Origin of the sequence: Halorientalis persicus, assembly GCF_900110215.1 — an archaeon.
Classification (GTDB): domain Archaea; phylum Halobacteriota; class Halobacteria; order Halobacteriales; family Haloarculaceae; genus Halorientalis; species Halorientalis persica.
On sequence record NZ_FOCX01000011.1, the window covers coordinates 134,645 to 149,545 of the forward strand.

The 14,901-nt window shown below is 67.1% G+C and carries 21 protein-coding genes; 12 read left to right on the forward strand and 9 right to left on the reverse strand.

What is annotated here, in order from left to right:
- Nucleotides 1–16 precede the first annotated feature (16 nt).
- The 3 genes from BMX17_RS13315 (at nucleotide 17) to BMX17_RS13325 (ending at nucleotide 1,253) form a co-directional block, all read left to right on the forward strand.
- Nucleotides 17–403, forward strand: coding sequence for a hypothetical protein (locus BMX17_RS13315; RefSeq protein ID WP_092660846.1), 387 nt, complete (start codon nucleotides 17–19; stop codon nucleotides 401–403).
- Between the two features lie 82 nt (nucleotides 404–485).
- Complete coding sequence (locus BMX17_RS13320) at nucleotides 486–869, forward strand: hypothetical protein (protein ID WP_092660848.1); 384 nt, start codon at nucleotides 486–488, stop codon at nucleotides 867–869.
- Between the two features lie 3 nt (nucleotides 870–872).
- Nucleotides 873–1,253 (forward strand): hypothetical protein, encoded by a 381-nt coding sequence (locus tag BMX17_RS13325; RefSeq protein WP_092660850.1) that lies wholly within the window; start codon nucleotides 873–875, stop codon nucleotides 1,251–1,253.
- Here the strand turns inward: BMX17_RS13325 and BMX17_RS13330 are convergent, their stop codons facing one another.
- Nucleotides 1,254–2,165 carry an MBL fold metallo-hydrolase gene (locus tag BMX17_RS13330; protein WP_092660852.1) on the reverse strand — a complete coding sequence of 304 codons (912 nt, stop codon included), beginning with the start codon at nucleotides 2,163–2,165 and terminating at the stop codon, nucleotides 1,254–1,256.
- A gap of 106 nt (nucleotides 2,166–2,271) precedes the next feature.
- Between BMX17_RS13330 and BMX17_RS13335 the strand changes: the two genes are divergently transcribed.
- On the forward strand, nucleotides 2,272–2,466 hold the full coding sequence (locus BMX17_RS13335) for a cold-shock protein (protein WP_077206686.1): 195 nt from the start codon (nucleotides 2,272–2,274) through the stop codon (nucleotides 2,464–2,466).
- Between the two features lie 81 nt (nucleotides 2,467–2,547).
- Here BMX17_RS13335 and BMX17_RS13340 read toward each other — a convergent pair whose 3' ends face one another.
- Both BMX17_RS13340 and BMX17_RS13345 read right to left on the reverse strand, forming a co-directional pair.
- A complete protein-coding gene (locus tag BMX17_RS13340; protein WP_092660854.1) occupies nucleotides 2,548–4,773 on the reverse strand; it encodes a methyl-accepting chemotaxis protein in 2,226 nt (741 codons plus the stop codon).
- An 82-nt stretch (nucleotides 4,774–4,855) separates the two neighbouring features.
- Nucleotides 4,856–5,611 carry a bacteriorhodopsin gene (locus tag BMX17_RS13345; protein ID WP_092660856.1) on the reverse strand — a complete coding sequence of 252 codons (756 nt, stop codon included), beginning with the start codon at nucleotides 5,609–5,611 and terminating at the stop codon, nucleotides 4,856–4,858.
- A gap of 210 nt (nucleotides 5,612–5,821) precedes the next feature.
- Here BMX17_RS13345 and serS point away from each other — a divergent pair, with 210 nt between their 5' ends.
- On the forward strand, nucleotides 5,822–7,204 hold the full coding sequence (gene serS, locus BMX17_RS13350; protein WP_092660858.1) for a serine--tRNA ligase: 1,383 nt from the start codon (nucleotides 5,822–5,824) through the stop codon (nucleotides 7,202–7,204).
- Here serS and BMX17_RS13355 read toward each other — a convergent pair.
- Nucleotides 7,201–7,545 carry a nuclear transport factor 2 family protein gene (locus tag BMX17_RS13355; protein WP_092660860.1) on the reverse strand — a complete coding sequence of 115 codons (345 nt, stop codon included), beginning with the start codon at nucleotides 7,543–7,545 and terminating at the stop codon, nucleotides 7,201–7,203. The two genes, serS and BMX17_RS13355, sit on opposite strands and share 4 nt — an antisense overlap.
- A 57-nt stretch (nucleotides 7,546–7,602) precedes the next feature.
- Nucleotides 7,603–8,895, reverse strand: coding sequence for a redoxin domain-containing protein (locus tag BMX17_RS13360; protein WP_092660862.1), 1,293 nt, complete (start codon nucleotides 8,893–8,895; stop codon nucleotides 7,603–7,605).
- A 52-nt stretch (nucleotides 8,896–8,947) separates the two neighbouring features.
- Here BMX17_RS13360 and BMX17_RS13365 point away from each other — a divergent pair, with 52 nt between their 5' ends.
- On the forward strand, nucleotides 8,948–9,466 hold the full coding sequence (locus BMX17_RS13365) for a DUF367 family protein (RefSeq protein WP_092660864.1): 519 nt from the start codon (nucleotides 8,948–8,950) through the stop codon (nucleotides 9,464–9,466).
- Here BMX17_RS13365 and BMX17_RS26150 read toward each other — a convergent pair whose 3' ends face one another.
- Together BMX17_RS26150 and BMX17_RS13370 are read right to left on the reverse strand one after the other, a co-directional pair.
- Nucleotides 9,467–9,628 carry a hypothetical protein gene (locus tag BMX17_RS26150; RefSeq protein WP_170845412.1) on the reverse strand — a complete coding sequence of 54 codons (162 nt, stop codon included), beginning with the start codon at nucleotides 9,626–9,628 and terminating at the stop codon, nucleotides 9,467–9,469.
- 48 nt (nucleotides 9,629–9,676) lie between these two features.
- Nucleotides 9,677–10,720, reverse strand: a complete 1,044-nt coding sequence (locus BMX17_RS13370) for an enolase-like domain-containing protein (RefSeq protein ID WP_092660866.1) — start codon at nucleotides 10,718–10,720, stop codon at nucleotides 9,677–9,679.
- 83 nt (nucleotides 10,721–10,803) lie between these two features.
- Here BMX17_RS13370 and BMX17_RS13375 point away from each other — a divergent pair, with 83 nt between their 5' ends.
- Entirely contained in the window at nucleotides 10,804–10,953 is a 150-nt protein-coding gene (locus BMX17_RS13375; protein ID WP_092660868.1) for a 50S ribosomal protein L40e, read from the forward strand.
- On the opposite strand, the gene BMX17_RS13380 is transcribed toward BMX17_RS13375, so the two are convergent.
- Nucleotides 10,950–11,495 (reverse strand): hypothetical protein, encoded by a 546-nt coding sequence (locus BMX17_RS13380; protein WP_092660870.1) that lies wholly within the window; start codon nucleotides 11,493–11,495, stop codon nucleotides 10,950–10,952. The genes BMX17_RS13375 and BMX17_RS13380 overlap by 4 nt on opposite strands.
- Before the next feature lie 141 nt (nucleotides 11,496–11,636).
- Nucleotides 11,637–12,248 carry an MBL fold metallo-hydrolase gene (locus BMX17_RS13385; RefSeq protein WP_092660872.1) on the reverse strand — a complete coding sequence of 204 codons (612 nt, stop codon included), beginning with the start codon at nucleotides 12,246–12,248 and terminating at the stop codon, nucleotides 11,637–11,639.
- Between the two features lie 79 nt (nucleotides 12,249–12,327).
- Between BMX17_RS13385 and BMX17_RS13390 the strand changes: the two genes are divergently transcribed.
- The 5 genes from BMX17_RS13390 to BMX17_RS13410 form a co-directional block, all read left to right on the forward strand.
- The gene (locus tag BMX17_RS13390) at nucleotides 12,328–12,519 is read left to right on the forward strand and encodes a DUF5786 family protein (RefSeq protein WP_092660874.1); all 192 of its coding nucleotides are present in this window, start codon (nucleotides 12,328–12,330) and stop codon (nucleotides 12,517–12,519) included.
- Nucleotides 12,516–13,079: an endonuclease dU gene (locus BMX17_RS13395; RefSeq protein WP_092660876.1), complete on the forward strand. Its 564-nt coding sequence runs from the start codon at nucleotides 12,516–12,518 to the stop codon at nucleotides 13,077–13,079. Before BMX17_RS13390 ends, BMX17_RS13395 begins: the two co-directional genes overlap by 4 nt.
- Before the next feature lie 51 nt (nucleotides 13,080–13,130).
- Nucleotides 13,131–13,715 carry a uracil-DNA glycosylase gene (locus tag BMX17_RS13400; protein WP_092660878.1) on the forward strand — a complete coding sequence of 195 codons (585 nt, stop codon included), beginning with the start codon at nucleotides 13,131–13,133 and terminating at the stop codon, nucleotides 13,713–13,715.
- A gap of 61 nt (nucleotides 13,716–13,776) precedes the next feature.
- Nucleotides 13,777–14,424: an imidazole glycerol phosphate synthase subunit HisH gene (hisH, locus tag BMX17_RS13405; protein WP_092660880.1), complete on the forward strand. Its 648-nt coding sequence runs from the start codon at nucleotides 13,777–13,779 to the stop codon at nucleotides 14,422–14,424.
- A 245-nt stretch (nucleotides 14,425–14,669) separates the two neighbouring features.
- Nucleotides 14,670–14,901 (forward strand): transposase-like zinc-binding domain-containing protein (locus BMX17_RS13410; RefSeq protein WP_139203513.1); only part of this gene is annotated, 232 nt, incomplete at its 3' end.

Below are 14,901 nucleotides of genomic sequence, written 5' to 3' on the forward strand. Positions count from 1 at the left end.
GGGAACAGTCACCACTATGGCGGACTGGAGTGTCGACGTCGACGAAGCAAAGAACCGACTGTACATCGAACTCGTCGGGAGTCACGACCCGGAGATGGCAAAGGAGTCAGCGGAGGCGGTCAAGGCGGGCGCAGAGCAACTCGACCCGGGGTTCGAGGTCATCTCCGACATCTCGGAGTTCGTGCCGGGCGACCAGGAGGCCGCCCGGTACATCGAGGAGGGCAAGCGGGCCGTCCGGGAGAACGGCGCGGCCGCTGCGGTCCGGGTCCTGGGAGAGGGGTCGGCGACGGGGCAGATGCACTTCGAGCGCGTCGGCGAGGACGAAGAGGAGTACGCAGTAGCGGTGGCCGACACCGTCGAACAGGCCGAGAAACTGCTCGACAAGCGGGCGGCCTCCCAGTAGCCGGGCACCGACGGCGTGGTCGACTATCAGCGCTGAAAACGCCGCGACAATTCTTAAACGCCGGAGGGTGTCAACTCAGGCTATGGCAGACTGGAACATGGAAATCGACGAGGAGAAACAGCGCGCCTACCTGACACTGTCGGGCGATCTCGGCGTGGACGGACACGCAGAGGCCGCCGACGCCTGTGAGCGGGCGGCCGAACGACTCGAGGAGGGATTCGACCTGATCAACGATATGCGGACGCTCAAGCCGTCCGGCGAAGAAGCGATGCGAGAGACCGAGCGCGGCAAACGCGCGCTGGCGAAGGGTGGCATGGCGGCGGCGGTCCGGGTCGTCTCGGAGTCCACGACGGGGCAGATGCGGTTCGACCGGGCCGGCGAGGGTGCAGAGTCGTACGCCGTCGCGAAAGCCGAGTCCGTCGACGAGGCCGAGAAACTGCTCGACAAGCGCAGACAGGAGGCCTGACCGATGAGCGACTGGACTGTGCGGATCGACGAGTCGACAAACCGGCTCTACCTCACGCTCGAAGGGCAGTTGAGCGTCGCGGAAGCGGAGGCGGCGGCCGACGAAGTGATCGCGGGCGCGAAGCAACTGGACCCGGGATTCGATCAGGTGACGGATATGCGGTCGTTCAAGCCGACCGATCAGGCGGCGGTCGATCACATCGAACGGGGGAAACGCGGCCTCGTCGAGAACGGCGTGGCGGCGGTCTGTCGCGTCGTCGCCGAATCGACGACGGGCCAGATGCAGTTCGATCGGGCCGGCGAAGGGGCCGAAACGTACGCCGTCGCGAAAGCCGAGTCCGTCGACGAGGCCGAGAAATTGCTCGATCAGCGCCGGTCCGGGTAACTACTCGGTCCGGCGGTCGAGGTAGGTCAGGACGCCCCGCGTGTTCATCCGTTCTTCCGCCCTGGCTTTCCGGTCGCCCCAGGCCTCGGTCATCGACGTGTGCTCGCCGAAGTACTCGATCACGTCGTCGTCGTCACCGAGTTCGTCGCGTTTGGCCTCGACCGCCGCGACCCACTCGCTCAGCGCGTCGGCGTACTCCTGCAACCGATCCTCGGCCGCGGCCGGGCCGAAGTGCGCGTAACAGAGGACGGCGGGATCACAGTCCCGGATCGTGTGCAGGTCGGCGAGACACTGCTCCAGGTCGAAGTTCGGCGGCGGCGTCGTCTGGCGGACGCTGTCGAGTTCGGGGACGTAGATCCCGGCCGCGTCGGCGGTGAACACGACCGACTCGTCGGGTTCCTCGAAGACGACCTGGTGGGGCGCGTGTCCGGGCGTGTGGTGGGCCCGTAGCTCGCGGTCGCCGAGGTCGACGGTGTCTCCGTCGGTAATCTCGCGGATGCGCTCCTCGGGGATCGGTTTCGGGTCCGCGTAGAACTCCCACTGGTCGCCGACCGCCTGTTTCGTGCCCGCGACCAGCCGCTCGGGGTCGACGAGGTGACGCGCGCCCGACTCGTGGACCACCACGTCCGCGTTCGGGCAGGCCTCGGCGAGATAGCCCGCGCCGCCCGCGTGATCGAGGTGGACGTGAGTCAGCGCGATGGTCGCCAGGTCCTCTGGTGCGATTCCGCGTTCGGCCAGGCTGTCGAGGATCGCCCCGTAGTTGGTGCCGATACCCGAGTCGACGATGGCCGGGTTCTCGCCGTCGACCACGTACACCGCGCCGTACTCCGCGGTGCCGTACATTCCCGTATCGACGTAGGAGACGCCGTCGACGTCGCCAACGGTCACTTCGAAGGAGTCGCCGATTGCCATAGCGACAGTCTGACACCCGTGGTGCAAAGCCGTTCCGGCGGTCAGGGGTCGTGGTAACCCGACCCTCGCCATCTTTATCCCTCCCCCACGGTTGTATACAGAGGCAATGGCAAACGGTACGGTCGATTTCTTCAACGACACAGGCGGCTACGGTTTCATCGAGACTGACGACGCGGACGAGGACGTGTTCTTCCACATGGAAGACGTCGGCGGCCCGGATCTCGAAGAAGGACAGGAAGTCGAATTCGACATCGAACAGGCCGACAAGGGCCCCCGCGCGACGAACCTCGTTCGTAACTGAGCGACGCTTCGGACCGCGATTTTTCCAAGACGCTTCCCGGTAAGCGACGGCGCTATCGCCTCGATCACCCGCTGATCCACATCACTCAGTGCCACCGTCGGCGGCGGTCGGGTCCGCCGTCCGCTCGGCGGCGTCGACCTCGAACGTCGAGAGCATCCGCCGGAGTTCGCGGGTCCGGTCGGCGAGTTGTCCCGCGGCGTCGGAGACCTCGTCGATGGAGTCGGTCGCTTCCCCGGCGGCGTCCGTGACGGTTTCGGCCTGCTGGGTCGTCTGCTCGGAGACGCTGGCGACCTCGTCGACCATCGCGACGATCCCCTCGGCGGAGTCGGCCTGATCGTCGGTCGTCCGGGCGATGCTCTTGAGACCGGTGTCGACCTCGTCGACGCCGTCGACGATCGCCTCCAGGGCCTCGGTCAGCTCTTCGACCGACTCGACGCCGTCCGTGATCTGTGACTCGGTGGCCCGAATGTCGTCGGCGCTCTCGTGGGCCTGTCGCTGTACTGTTTCGACCTGTGACTGGATCTCCGTGACGACCGCTTTGGTCTCGCTGGCGAGCTCTTTCACCTGGTCGGCGACGACGGCGAATCCGTCGCCGGCGTCCCCGCCGGCGTCCCCTGCACGGGCCGCCTCGATGTTGGCGTTCAGCGCCAGAATCGAGGTCTGCTCGGCGATGTCGTCGATCAACGCCGTCGCCTCGCTGACCTGCTCGATCTCGGCGGCCAGGTCCTCGATGGCGGTCACGGCCGCGCCGATCTGCCCTTCGACCTCGCGCATCGCGGCGATGGTCCGCTCGGCCTGATCGCGCCCGTCGGCACCGAGCTGGGCGACCCGGTCCGACTCCGTGGCGATCTCGTCGGTCGTGGCCGCGACCTCCTCGATGGCTGCCGAGAGGTCGTTGACCTCGTCGGCCGTGTGCTGGAGGTCCTCGGTCTGTTCGCGCGCGCCGGCCGAGATCTGTGCGACCGAGTCGTTCACCGCCGCACTGGCCTCCCGGACCTCGGCGGCGCTTTCCTCCACGTCCGTACTGGATTCGGCCACGTCGTCGGTGAACGCCTCGACGTCGGCGATGGTCGCCTCCAGTGACGCGATCATGTCGTTGAACGAGGTGGCGATGGCCCGCATCGCCTCGCTGTCGGTCTCGGGATCGAGGCGCTCGGTGAGGTCGCCATCCGCGCAGGCGGCCATGACCTCACTGTATCGCTCGGCTTCGGCTTCGAGTGTCTCGTTGAGCCGCTGGGTCTGCAGTTCGGACTGTTCGGCCTCCTCGCGGGCACGTTCGGCCTCGGCGCGGGCCGCCTGGGCCTCGTCCAAGGACTCCTCCAGCGAGTCTCGCATCGAGTCGAACTCGTCGTACAGCACGCCGACCTCGTCGATCCGGTCGGTCGACAGTTCCACGTCGAGGTTCCCGGCACCGATCTCTTTGGCCCGGTCGGCCAGCCGCTGGAGCGCCAGGGCGAGGTTGCCGCCGATGGTGACGCCGAAGATACCGAGGTTCAGCGCGACGATGTACATGAGCGCGACGATGGCCGCGGTCGCGACGTTGCGGTCGGCGTAGACCGTCCCGGTCGGGGCGTGGCTCACGACGTGCCACCCCGTCCCCGGGACGGTTGCAGCCCTCGCGGCCAGTTCGGTCTCGCCGACGGTCCCAGTCGCGGTGCCGTTCGCCGCCAGCGCCGTGGCCCCGGCGGCGCGTTCTTCGGTTCCGGTCGCGAGGACGACCTCGCCGTCCGTCGCGAGCGCCGTGTCGTATCGCTCGTCGGCGAGCCGACTCCGGAGCGTCTCGGCCGCGCCCGCCACGACGACGTACCGGTTCTCACCGGCCGCGGCGACGACCGGAATCACCGAGCCGTCCCCGGCGACGGCGCTTCGTGGGTCGTCGACGGCGACGGACTCGGTCCCCTCGGGCGTCGCCACGGCGAGGGACTGCCCGACGGCGCTCGACCGTGAACTCGCCGCGATCTGCCCGTCCTCGACGTAGTGGATCGCGCCGACCCGGTCGGACCCGGCGGCGCTCGCGGCGAGGAACTCGCCGATCCGTGCCGTGTCGCCGCTCGTGACGGCGTCCGTGGCCGCGACGCTCGTCGCCAGATCCGCGTTGGCGTCGATCCACAGCGCGGCCGTGTCCGCGCTCTCGTTCGCGTCGGCGGCGAGCGCGGCGTCGGCGGACGTGCCGAGTTCACCCGCGACGTTACCGTAGAAGAAGATGGCTGACACGACCGTGACGGCGAACACCAGCGCGAGGGTCGCCGCGATCTTCAGGCTGTAGCGCGATCTGATCCGGTCGGGGACGAGTCGGTCGGCGTTCATCGGTGGGTCCCTCCGGTGGGGGCGTGACGGTCGGTGACGGGGCGGCCGGCGAGTCCCCGTCGCGATGTGATCAGAGTCATGATTAGTCGTCGGCCGGTGCTTCCGCGGTGGTTCGCTGTGTGTTCGATCCCGTCAGGAAGGATAGCGGGGAGGCGTGGGTCTCGGTCAGCGACCTGACCGCTGGCTCCGAGCGGACGATCAGGCCGACCAGCGCGACGTGACTGAACAGGTCCAGATAGGCCGAGACGTAGATGCCGGTGAACGCACCGAGCAGGCCCAGCGCCTGTCGCGTCGTCAGCGCGACCAGCAGGTACGTGATCAGCATGATGAGCTGGACGTTCCGGAGTTTCCCGAAGAGCAGTCGTCGGTCGTCGGCCACGGACGCGGCCGCCCGCGTGTACGGCCGGAGCAACAACCACAGCGAGCAGGCGAATCCGGCCAGTACCACCAGACTCGCGAGGCTGTCGAACGGCGGCGGCGCGAGGTGGCGGATCATCGCCCCGAAGGAGAACGCCCACAGGCCGAGTATCCCGCCGAAGACCCACCGCCGGTCGACGTTCGCCAGCTGGCCCGTGTAGGCCACGATGAACGCGTAGACGATTCCGTAGTCCAGAAACCGGGTGACGTACACCGGAGCCCCCTCCGGGCCGTGAAACAGCAAGACGCCGGTCGCCATCCCGACGTAACTCACCGTGAGCGAGGCCATGGCGGCCGGTGCGAGGAGCATATGCCGGCGCGTCGCGCCCTCGAACCGGCGGACCCAGGCGGCCAGTACGACCGTCAGTAGTACCGCCACGATGGCAACTGCCGTGTAGAGCGTCCGTTCCTCGAATAGCATCGTCTCAGTCCTGTCGACGGCCGCCGCCGCTCGACCACGGTACCGCCCGTCGCGACGGATCGACCGCTGTCTGTCATGTTTAGAGGATCAACGCTCGTATAAACTCGCGGGCAGTTTCACGCGTCGAACTCCGGGGCGTCACCCGGGCCGCCACGCCAGTGCCGCCGAGAGCGACACGGTTTTGCCACGGCACGGAAAAATTCCGAGCAAATGATCAGCAGGCAGTTCCTCCGGGAGAACCCCGAGACGGTCCGGGAGGCTCTGGAGACGAAGGGTGTCGACGACGTGGACCTCGACCGGATCCTTTCGATCGACGAGGAGTGGCGCGAGCTCAAAGCCCGCGGCGACGACCTGCGCCACGAACGCAACGAGGTCTCCTCGAAGATCGGCCAGCTCAAACAGGAAGGCAAAGACGAGGAGGCCCAGGAGGCGATCGACCGCTCCAGCGAACTGAAGGCGGAACTGGAGGAAGTCGAGGACCGGGCCGACGAACTGGAGGCCGAACTGGAGGACGCCCTGCTGGAACTCCCGCAGGTCCCCCACGAGGACGCCCCCGTCGGCGACGACGAGAGCGACAACGTCGAAGTCGCCCGCGAGGGCTTTTCGGACCTGCGTGACCTGCCCGAGGAGGTGATTCCCCACTACGATCTGGGTGAGGACCTCGACATCCTGAACTTCGAGCGCGGGGCGAAGGTCTCCGGCGGCGGCTTCTACTTCCTGCAGGGGGAGGGCGCGCGACTGGAACACGCCCTGATCCAGTTCATGCTCGACCTGCACCGCGAGCAGGGCTACACCGACGTGTTCCCGCCGATCCCGGTCAACAGCGCCTCGATGGAGGGGACCGGCCAGTTTCCCAAGTTCGTCGAGGACGCCTACCGTGTCGGCGGCGACAACGACGAGCCATACGACGAGGACGACCTCTGGTTGCTCCCGACGGCGGAGGTCCCGGTCACCAATATGTACCGCGACGAGATCCTGCTGGACGACGACCTCCCGCTCAAACACCAGGCCTACACGCCCAACTTCCGGCGGGAGGCCGGCGAACACGGCACCGAAACGAGGGGGATCGTCCGCGTCCACCAGTTCAACAAGGTCGAACTCGTCAACTTCGTTCGCCCGGAGAACAGCTACGACCGCCTCGAAGACCTCCGCGGGGAAGCCGAGGCAGTCCTCGAAGAACTGGGGCTGCCCTACCGCGTACTGGAGATGTGCACCGGCGATATGGGCTTTACCCAGGCCAAGAAGTACGACATCGAGGTGTGGGCCCCCGGTGACGACATGGACGATGGCCCCGACGAGGGCGGGCGCTGGCTGGAAGTCTCCTCTGTCTCGAACTTCGAGGCCTTCCAGGCCCGGCGGGCGGGCATCCGCTACCGGCCCGAGCGCCACGAGTCCGCCGAGTACCTGCACACCCTGAACGGGTCCGGGCTGGCCGTCCCGCGGGTGATGGTCGCCATCATGGAGTACTACCAGAACGATGATGGTACCGTCACCGTCCCCGAACCCCTCCGAGAGTACATGGGCGGCCAGGACGTCATCGAGGGCCACGAACCCGTCGGCGAGAGCGCCCTCGGCGCGGGCGAGAAAGACTAGCTCTGCGTGTAGGTGTGGATCGTCACCACACTCTCGCCGTCGAAGGAAAAGACGTCCACGAACGAGACGACAGGGTTGCCGTCGGGGTCGAGTAACCGACCGCGGACCGCGACTTCACTGTCGTCGCGTTCGGGAGCGGTGGCGTAGACAGCATCGAGCGGGTGACTGGTCGCCTGCATCGGCCGCTCGTCGCGCATGAACTCGACGAACCGGTCCCGGCCCTCGATGGTGCGGTCGGGCCGGTAGTGGACGAATTCGGGGGCGAGTAGCGCCGCCAGTGCCTCGTAGTCGTCTTCGTCGATCGCCCGGTAGTACTCTCGGGCGGTCGCCTCGCGGTCCATGTCTCGCTTTGGGAGGGAGGGGACGAGAAAGTGTGGGGCCGTGCCCGCCCGACTCCGTCACTCCGTCGGATCTTTCAGGTCGAGTTCGATGTCCTCGTCGTCGTCCTCGCCGGCCTCGTCGTCCTCGCCGTCGGGTTCGCTCCCGTCCGACATCGACCCGTCGGACGCCGGTTCGTCTGACCCGTCGCTCGGGGCCGCGACGCCGTCGGTCCCGCCGTCGTCCGCCACGTCGAATTCGACGGCGCTGGAGACGCCGTCGGTGTCCGGGCTGCCGTTCCCGGTTCCGCCCGTGTCGTCGCGCTCGGCCGTGTCCTCGTCGTCGACGGAGACGTCTTCGACGGCGGCGTCCACGTCGTCCTGTTCGCCGGGGTCGCCGTCGGCGTCGCCCCCGGGTTCGGACGTGTCCTCGTCCTCGGCGGGATCGGTCGGCGTGTCGAGTCCGTCCTCGGGTTCCGTGGCGGAACTCTCTGTGGCCGCCCCGTCCGCGTCGAGTGTGATGTCGTCGGGGTCCGGCGGTTCGCCGATGTCACGGGCGGTCTCGAGGGGTGTTTCGGCGTCCTGCCGGAGTTCGTCGGCTTCCTTGCCGTCGCCGCTGGCGTACTCGCTGGCGGACTCGGCCAGCCACTCCGCGGCCTGCCAGAGTGCGGTGGCTTTCTCCTGGGCGCGCTCGAACCCCTGCTGGAGCGGTTCGGACTCGGCGAACCGGACGGCGCTCTGGAACTGGTCCGCGGATTCCTGGAACTCTTCCATCGCCCGCTGGAAGTCGCCCTGTGAGATCAGCCAATCGCGCTCCTCGAAGCTCTTCATCCCGCTGGTGAAGGCCCGACGGGCCTCGATGTAGTGGGCGTGGCCGACCCGGTACCGGCCGACAGCGGTCGAGTCGCCGCCGATCTCGGAGACGGCCTCCCGGACGGCGTCGATGTCGGGTCGTCGCTCCAGGTCGCTCGTCGACCACGCGTACTGGATCACGCCCTCCTGGTCGATGACGAACACCGCGCGCCGGGCGAGCAACTGGTCGCTTTCAAGCGCCACGTCGTAGGCTTCGACGGCCTCGCCGTGGGTGTCGCTCAGAAGCGGGATCGACAGGGAGTACTCCTCGGCGTACGCGCGGTGGCTGAACACGCTGTCGGTGCTGACGGCGAAGATGTCCACGTCCCGCTGCATGGTAAAGAGGTCCAGTTCCGTCAGGTCACAGGAGTCGTCCTCGCAGGCGGGATTGAAATCGGCCGGATAGAACGCCAGCACGACGATTCCCTCGCCGAAGTAGTCCTCCAGCGAGACGTCTCTCGGCGCACCGTCGACCACGCCAGGCAACGTAAACGTCGGGGCCACCGTCCCTTCCGATAGCACATCCGAAACTCGACTGCAAGGGACTTAAAGCCTGACTGCGTTTGTCCACTCGATGGGCGCGTACGGCCTCCACGTCCGCTATGAAGGCGACGACGATCCCGAGAAGTGTACCGCCCGGAAACTCGCGCGGTTCGACCTCGCGGAGTTACACCGGGCCACCCGGTCGACACCACCAGGTATCGTTCTCAACCCCTTCGCCGACCGGGTCCTCTCGCCGGAAGACGGCGTCGGGGCCGGCGCGCGCCACGACCGCCTCGTCGCGCTCGATTGCTCCTGGGAGACCGCCGAACGCGAGGCCTTCGATCTGGAAGGCATCCACCGGGCGCTTCCGTTCCTCGTCGCGGCCAACCCCGTCAACTACGGAACGCCCTTCGAGTTGAACACCGTCGAGGCCTTCGCCGGCGCGCTCTGCATCTTGGGCCAGCGCGACCACGCCGAGGAGATCCTCTCGAAGTTCACCTGGGGCCACACCTTCCTCGAACTCAACGAGGAACCGCTGCGCCGCTACGCCGAGTGTACCGACTCGGCGGAGATTCTCGACGTGCAGGACGACTATCTCGACCGGGAGTAATCACCGGCCCTGTCGACCGTGGAACTCCTCGGAGAGGAACATACTGGAGCCGTCGCCGTAGAACGTGTCCAGCGCGCGGAGCGTGCCGATGTACGCGCCGATGGCGATGATGCTCACGGTGACGACGAGGCCGAACGCGAACCAGAAGAACTCGAGGACCATATGCCCGACCAGTTTCGCTGTCGACTTCAACTTTCCCGGACTGGCCCGTCAGTCCCACCGAAACCCGACGGGCTCGGCCGGCGGATCGAGCGGACTCGGCGATAGATCGCCCTCGAACTCGGGGTCGTTGTACCCGCCCGGTGCCACGTCGTTTGGGCCGTCGGGGTAGAACAGCGCGGCCAGTGCCTGGATGTGGCCACGACCCACCCCGAGCTCGAACTGGCCGCCGCCGTACATCCGGATGTCCCGTTCCATGCAGTACTCGATGCTCGCGAAGAGGGATTCGACGCTGCCGAAGCGCGAGGGCTTGATGTTGAGCCAGTCGGGCTCGAACGGCAGGGACTCGATACTCTCGACCCCGGTGATCGGCGCGTCCCAGGACACTCGGTCCTCGCGCCCCTCGAACAGCGGCCGCGTCTCGTCGGTGAGGTTGGGGTCTTCGATCACGGCGTCGGGGAAGGTCCTCAGTACGAGGTCGTAGCGGTCGGGATCCGGCGGTGCGTCCACGACGGTCCCCGAGTACTGGCCTTTCAGGTCACAGATGCGGACGGACGCGAGATCGGCGACGTCGGCGGCCAGATCCGTGGACCAGTCGGTCGTCGGGTCGAGTTTGAACTCGGTCCCCGGCCGCACGTCGAGGACCGCCTCCAGTCGATCCGTGGTCGGGGGTTCGCCCAGTCGCGTGCTGACGACGAACTCGACGGGGTCGTAGGTGCGGTCGAGCGCGGACGGCAGATCGAGATCGTTCTGGCGGAGCGCTAGGTCCAGCGCGGCGCTCTCGACACCCCAGCGACGGTAGTGCCGGAAGTCCCCGCGCTCGGGCGGCGTCGGGAACAGGTCCAGCTCGCCCACGCGCGTGGAGAACTCGGCGAACGTGTACTCGCCGGTCAGGTCGGGGAGGCCGGCCTCGGCCAGTTCGTGGTGCAGTTCGGTCTCGTAGGTCACGTCCTCGCCGTTCCCCGTCTCGCCCGCCCCCGAGAGCGCGACGGTCGTGGTGGCGCGAGCGAACCCGCTGGTGGTGTCCCGCTCCTGGATCGTCAGGTCGAGATCCTCGACGACGAGGGGCAGGTCGGCGACCCGATCGTAGAACATACGCGGGCTATGGTGGGCGGGGTAAAAAAGCCAGTCCGGGCGGTCTCGGAACACTTAACCACGACGGCGGGGAATACGCGCTCATGGCTACGTTCGAGAAAGCGGAAGACCGCATCCTGACGAAGATGATCTGTATGCGGTGTAACGCGCGCAACCCGAACGAGGCGGACCGCTGTCGGAAGTGTGGGTACGGGAATCTCCGACCGAAGAATCGCGAACGCAACGCGGCCTAGAGTTCTCGCAGCGCCTCTCTGGCGGCGTCGCTGACCGTCGGCTCGGAGTGGCGTCGCAGTCTCTCCAGCACCGGCGTCGCGTCGTCGACCCCGGCGGCGGCCGCGGCGTGGCTGAGCCCTGCTGCCTTGTCGGGATCGATGTACACGTCGCTGCCCGGTTGCTTGTCGGCCTCCAGTTCGGCCTCCAGTGACTCGATCAGCCGATCCGCCTCGGGTGCGACGACGCTGGGGTCCTCCTTGGCGACGTGTTCGAGCGCACGCGCGAACGACCCGCGCTGTTTCGAGCCGACGCCCTCCAGGATCGTCGTCGCCTCGAGCAACTCCGGGACGTGATCGAACAGGCGGTCCGGCCGCTGTTCGGCCAGCGCGGTGATCCCGTCGGCCGCGGCCCGCGACACCGCGTGCTCTCCGGGTTCTATCGATAACTCCACGAGTCGGTCGACATCGACCTCCTCGGGCGATTCCTTGGCGGTCCCACGGAGCCGGTTGGCCGCCTCCAGCGCCGTCTCGTCGCCGCCAAAGACCCAGTCTCTGAGTCCCACGGTTGGTCTTGCTCGGTGGTGAGTCTCCACGCTCTCATAACTCGTGTGGATTCGGATGCACACGTCTTTTTATATGCTCCGGCCACTCGCGGTGGACAACCTCGGCCGGCGAACCGCGACTGCGTCCATGCCTCGGAGTGGTCACTCGTCGGGATACTTCGGCTCGCGTTTCTCGGCCCGCTCCAGCGCCGTCTCCACCACGTCACGCACATCGCCCTCGAAGGGACCGCCGTGACCGGCGTACATCTGATCGACGCTCTCGGGCATCCGGTCGAGCAACTCACGGATGCTCTCGATCAGCCGCTCGCGGGACTGGCCGGCCATGTCGGTCCGGCCGAACGAGCCGTAGTCGAACGCGCCGTCGTCGTGGACGACCACGTCGCCGCTGAAGAGTGTCTTCTCGCTGACCAGCGACACGTGATCGTCGGCGTGGCCTGGCGTGTACACCACGTCGAAGGCTTCGTCGCCGATCATGACCTGGTCGCCGTCGGCCAGTTCGACGGACCGGCGGTCGTGGTCGGCGTAGGCGTAGAGTTCGACGTCGAACTCGTCGAGGACGGCGTCCAGTTGGGCGACGTGGTCGCCGTGCTGGTGGGTGAGGACGACGGCGTCGAGATCGCGGGTGCGGTTGCGGATCGCCTCGACGACGCCGTCCATCGCGCCGGCGTCGACCAGGACGGGGCGCTCGCCCAGCGTCAGGTAGGCGTTGCAGGTAAACGTCTCCGCGTCGGCCGTGACGTTGTACACGTCCATGTTCCCGTGGTCGGCGGGGGACCGTATCAGAGTACCGGGCGGCGAGATACTTTTTACGCTGCAGGTGTTATGTTCTCACATGGGTTTCGGGAGCTACGACGAGTCCGAACAGGACAATCAGGACTACGACACTGATTTCGAAGACGACGACGGCGTATCGACATCCGAGAACGCACACGACGGCGACGTGGACTACGAGTTCAGCGCGTCGAACGACGAACTACTCGACAAGCTCAAACACATCAAAGAGGACGAAGACGAGAACACGTGAAAACAGGGGTCCGTGCTCTCGGAATCGCCGAGTCCTTCCGCGAGGACCGGAGCACGCTCGCCGGTGTCGTGACCCGCGCGAGCCGCGTCGTCGACGGCTTCTCGTTTTCCACCTGCACCGTCGGCGGGACCGACGCCACGGACGCCATCTGTGCGCTGTTCGACGACCTCGGGCGCGAAGACGTTCGCTACGTCCTCGTCTCCGGGATCGCGCCCGCCTGGTTCAACGTCGTCGACCTGCACCGCGTCGCCGACCACACCGACCGACCCGTTCTTTCCGTGACCTACGAGGAGAGTGCGGGCCTCGAATCGGCGCTCCGCGAGCAGTTCGACGGCGACGCTCTCGACCGACGGCTCGCAATCTACCGCGACCAGCCCGACCGCCACCGTCTCGGCGTCGACGACGAGACGCTGTTCGTCCGGAGCGTCGGCCTCGACGACGAAGAGGCGGCCGCAGTCGTCGACGGCTTCACGCCCGAGGGTGGCCGCCCGGAACCGCTCCGTGTCGCGCGGCTCGCGGCCCGCGGGGCCGACGAGTTCCGTCGCGAGGGCTCGGACTGAGCGACGCGGTGCAGGCGACTCGTTTTTGGTGTCGCCTCCCGGAGCAACCCCATGGGCGAGATGGAGGACCTGTCGGTGGTCGAGTGTGCGCGCTGTCCCGACCTCGCCGAGTGTCGGAGCCGGATCGTCAACGGCGTCGGCCCGGCGGACGCGGACCTGCTGTTCGTCGGCGAGGGGCCCGGGGCCAACGAGGACGACCAGGGCGAGCCGTTCGTCGGCCGGAGCGGCACCGTACTAGACGACGCGCTCCGAACCGCCGGCCTGGCGCGCGCCGACGTACGCATCACCAACTGCGTGCGCTGTCGACCGCCGGAGAACCGTGACCCGCGGGCCGCGGAACTGGCCAACTGCCGTGAGTACCTCGACCGGGAGATCGACGCCGTCGATCCGACGGTGATCGTCACGCTCGGGAAGGTGCCGAGCGAACACCTGCTGGAGCGGGACGTGGGCGTGACCGGCGAAGCCGGCGACACGTTCGACACCGAGATCGCTGGCGAGACCCGCACCGTCATGGTGTCGGTCCACCCGGCGGCGACGCTGTACGACCGGAGCCAGGAGGCGACCTTCGAGGGAACCATCCAGCGGGCTGCCGATCTGACGGGAGCAGGCGGGCAGTCGACGCTCGGTTCGTTCTGAGTGGCGTGCAACGTTCGACCGTAGCGGAACTGACTTGACCGGCACCCGCCAACCCTCATACATGAGTACGACCCAGACGGCCGCCGAAGTGGTCGTCGTCGACTACGGGCTGGGGAACCTCCGGAGCGTGACCCGCGGGTTGGAGCGCGCGGGCGCGTCGGTGGCATTGATCGAGGAACCGGCCGCCGTCGACAGCGCCGACGGCATCGTCCTCCCGGGCGTCGGCGCGTTCAGCGAGGGGATGGAGAACGCGGGCCCCTTCCGGGCGGCGCTGGCCGACGCCGCCGACGCGGGCACGCCGCTGTTCGGCATCTGTCTCGGGATGCAGATGCTCCTGACCACGAGCGAAGAGGCCGACCACGCCGGCCAGGGCGAGGCCGAAGGGCTGGACCTGATCCCCGGGACAAACCGGCGGTTCCACGGCGACCAGAAGGTGCCCCACATGGGCTGGAACGAACTGGACGTGCAGCGCGATCACCCGCTGGTCGACGGAATCGATGGGGAACACGCCTACTTCGTTCACTCCTACTACGCCGAACCCGACGACGACCACGCCGTCGTCGCGACGACCGACTACGGACTGGACTTCCCGAGTATCATCGCCGACGAGAGCGGGACGGTCTTCGGCACGCAGTTCCACCCGGAGAAGTCGGGGGAGACGGGACTGCGGATTCTGCGGAACTTCGTGGAGATCTGTGCGGAGCGGTGACGGTGTAGTCCCGGACGCGAACGGCGTGAGCGTCCGGTTTTTTTCGCCCACGTTTTTGCCGCGAGTGGTGCGTGAAGCGCACCCGAGCGGGAAAAAGGTGGAGTTCCACCCCGAAAAGTCGGGGGAGACGGGACTGCGGATTCTGCGGAATTTTGTCGATACGCTCTTGCGAAGGAGATTGTTGATAGCGAGAGCTGCGGCTGAATGTCGAAGAGGGCAAGGGCACCGCGCCAGCGGTGCCCGATATGTTCCCAATAAGCCGGTTCGTGTCGGAATCGGCTGCAGCGGACCTGTTGCAGCAGGTTCGCTGGTGTGATGGCGTTGAGTGCCCCCGCTGCCGTTCTGACCTGACGGTCAGAAACGGCAGCTATCGGGAGTATCAGCGGTATCTGTGTAAGAATTGCGGCCGGACGTTCAACGACAAGACCGGCACGATATTTGCTCATTCGAAGCTCTCGCTGAAAGAATGGTACTTCA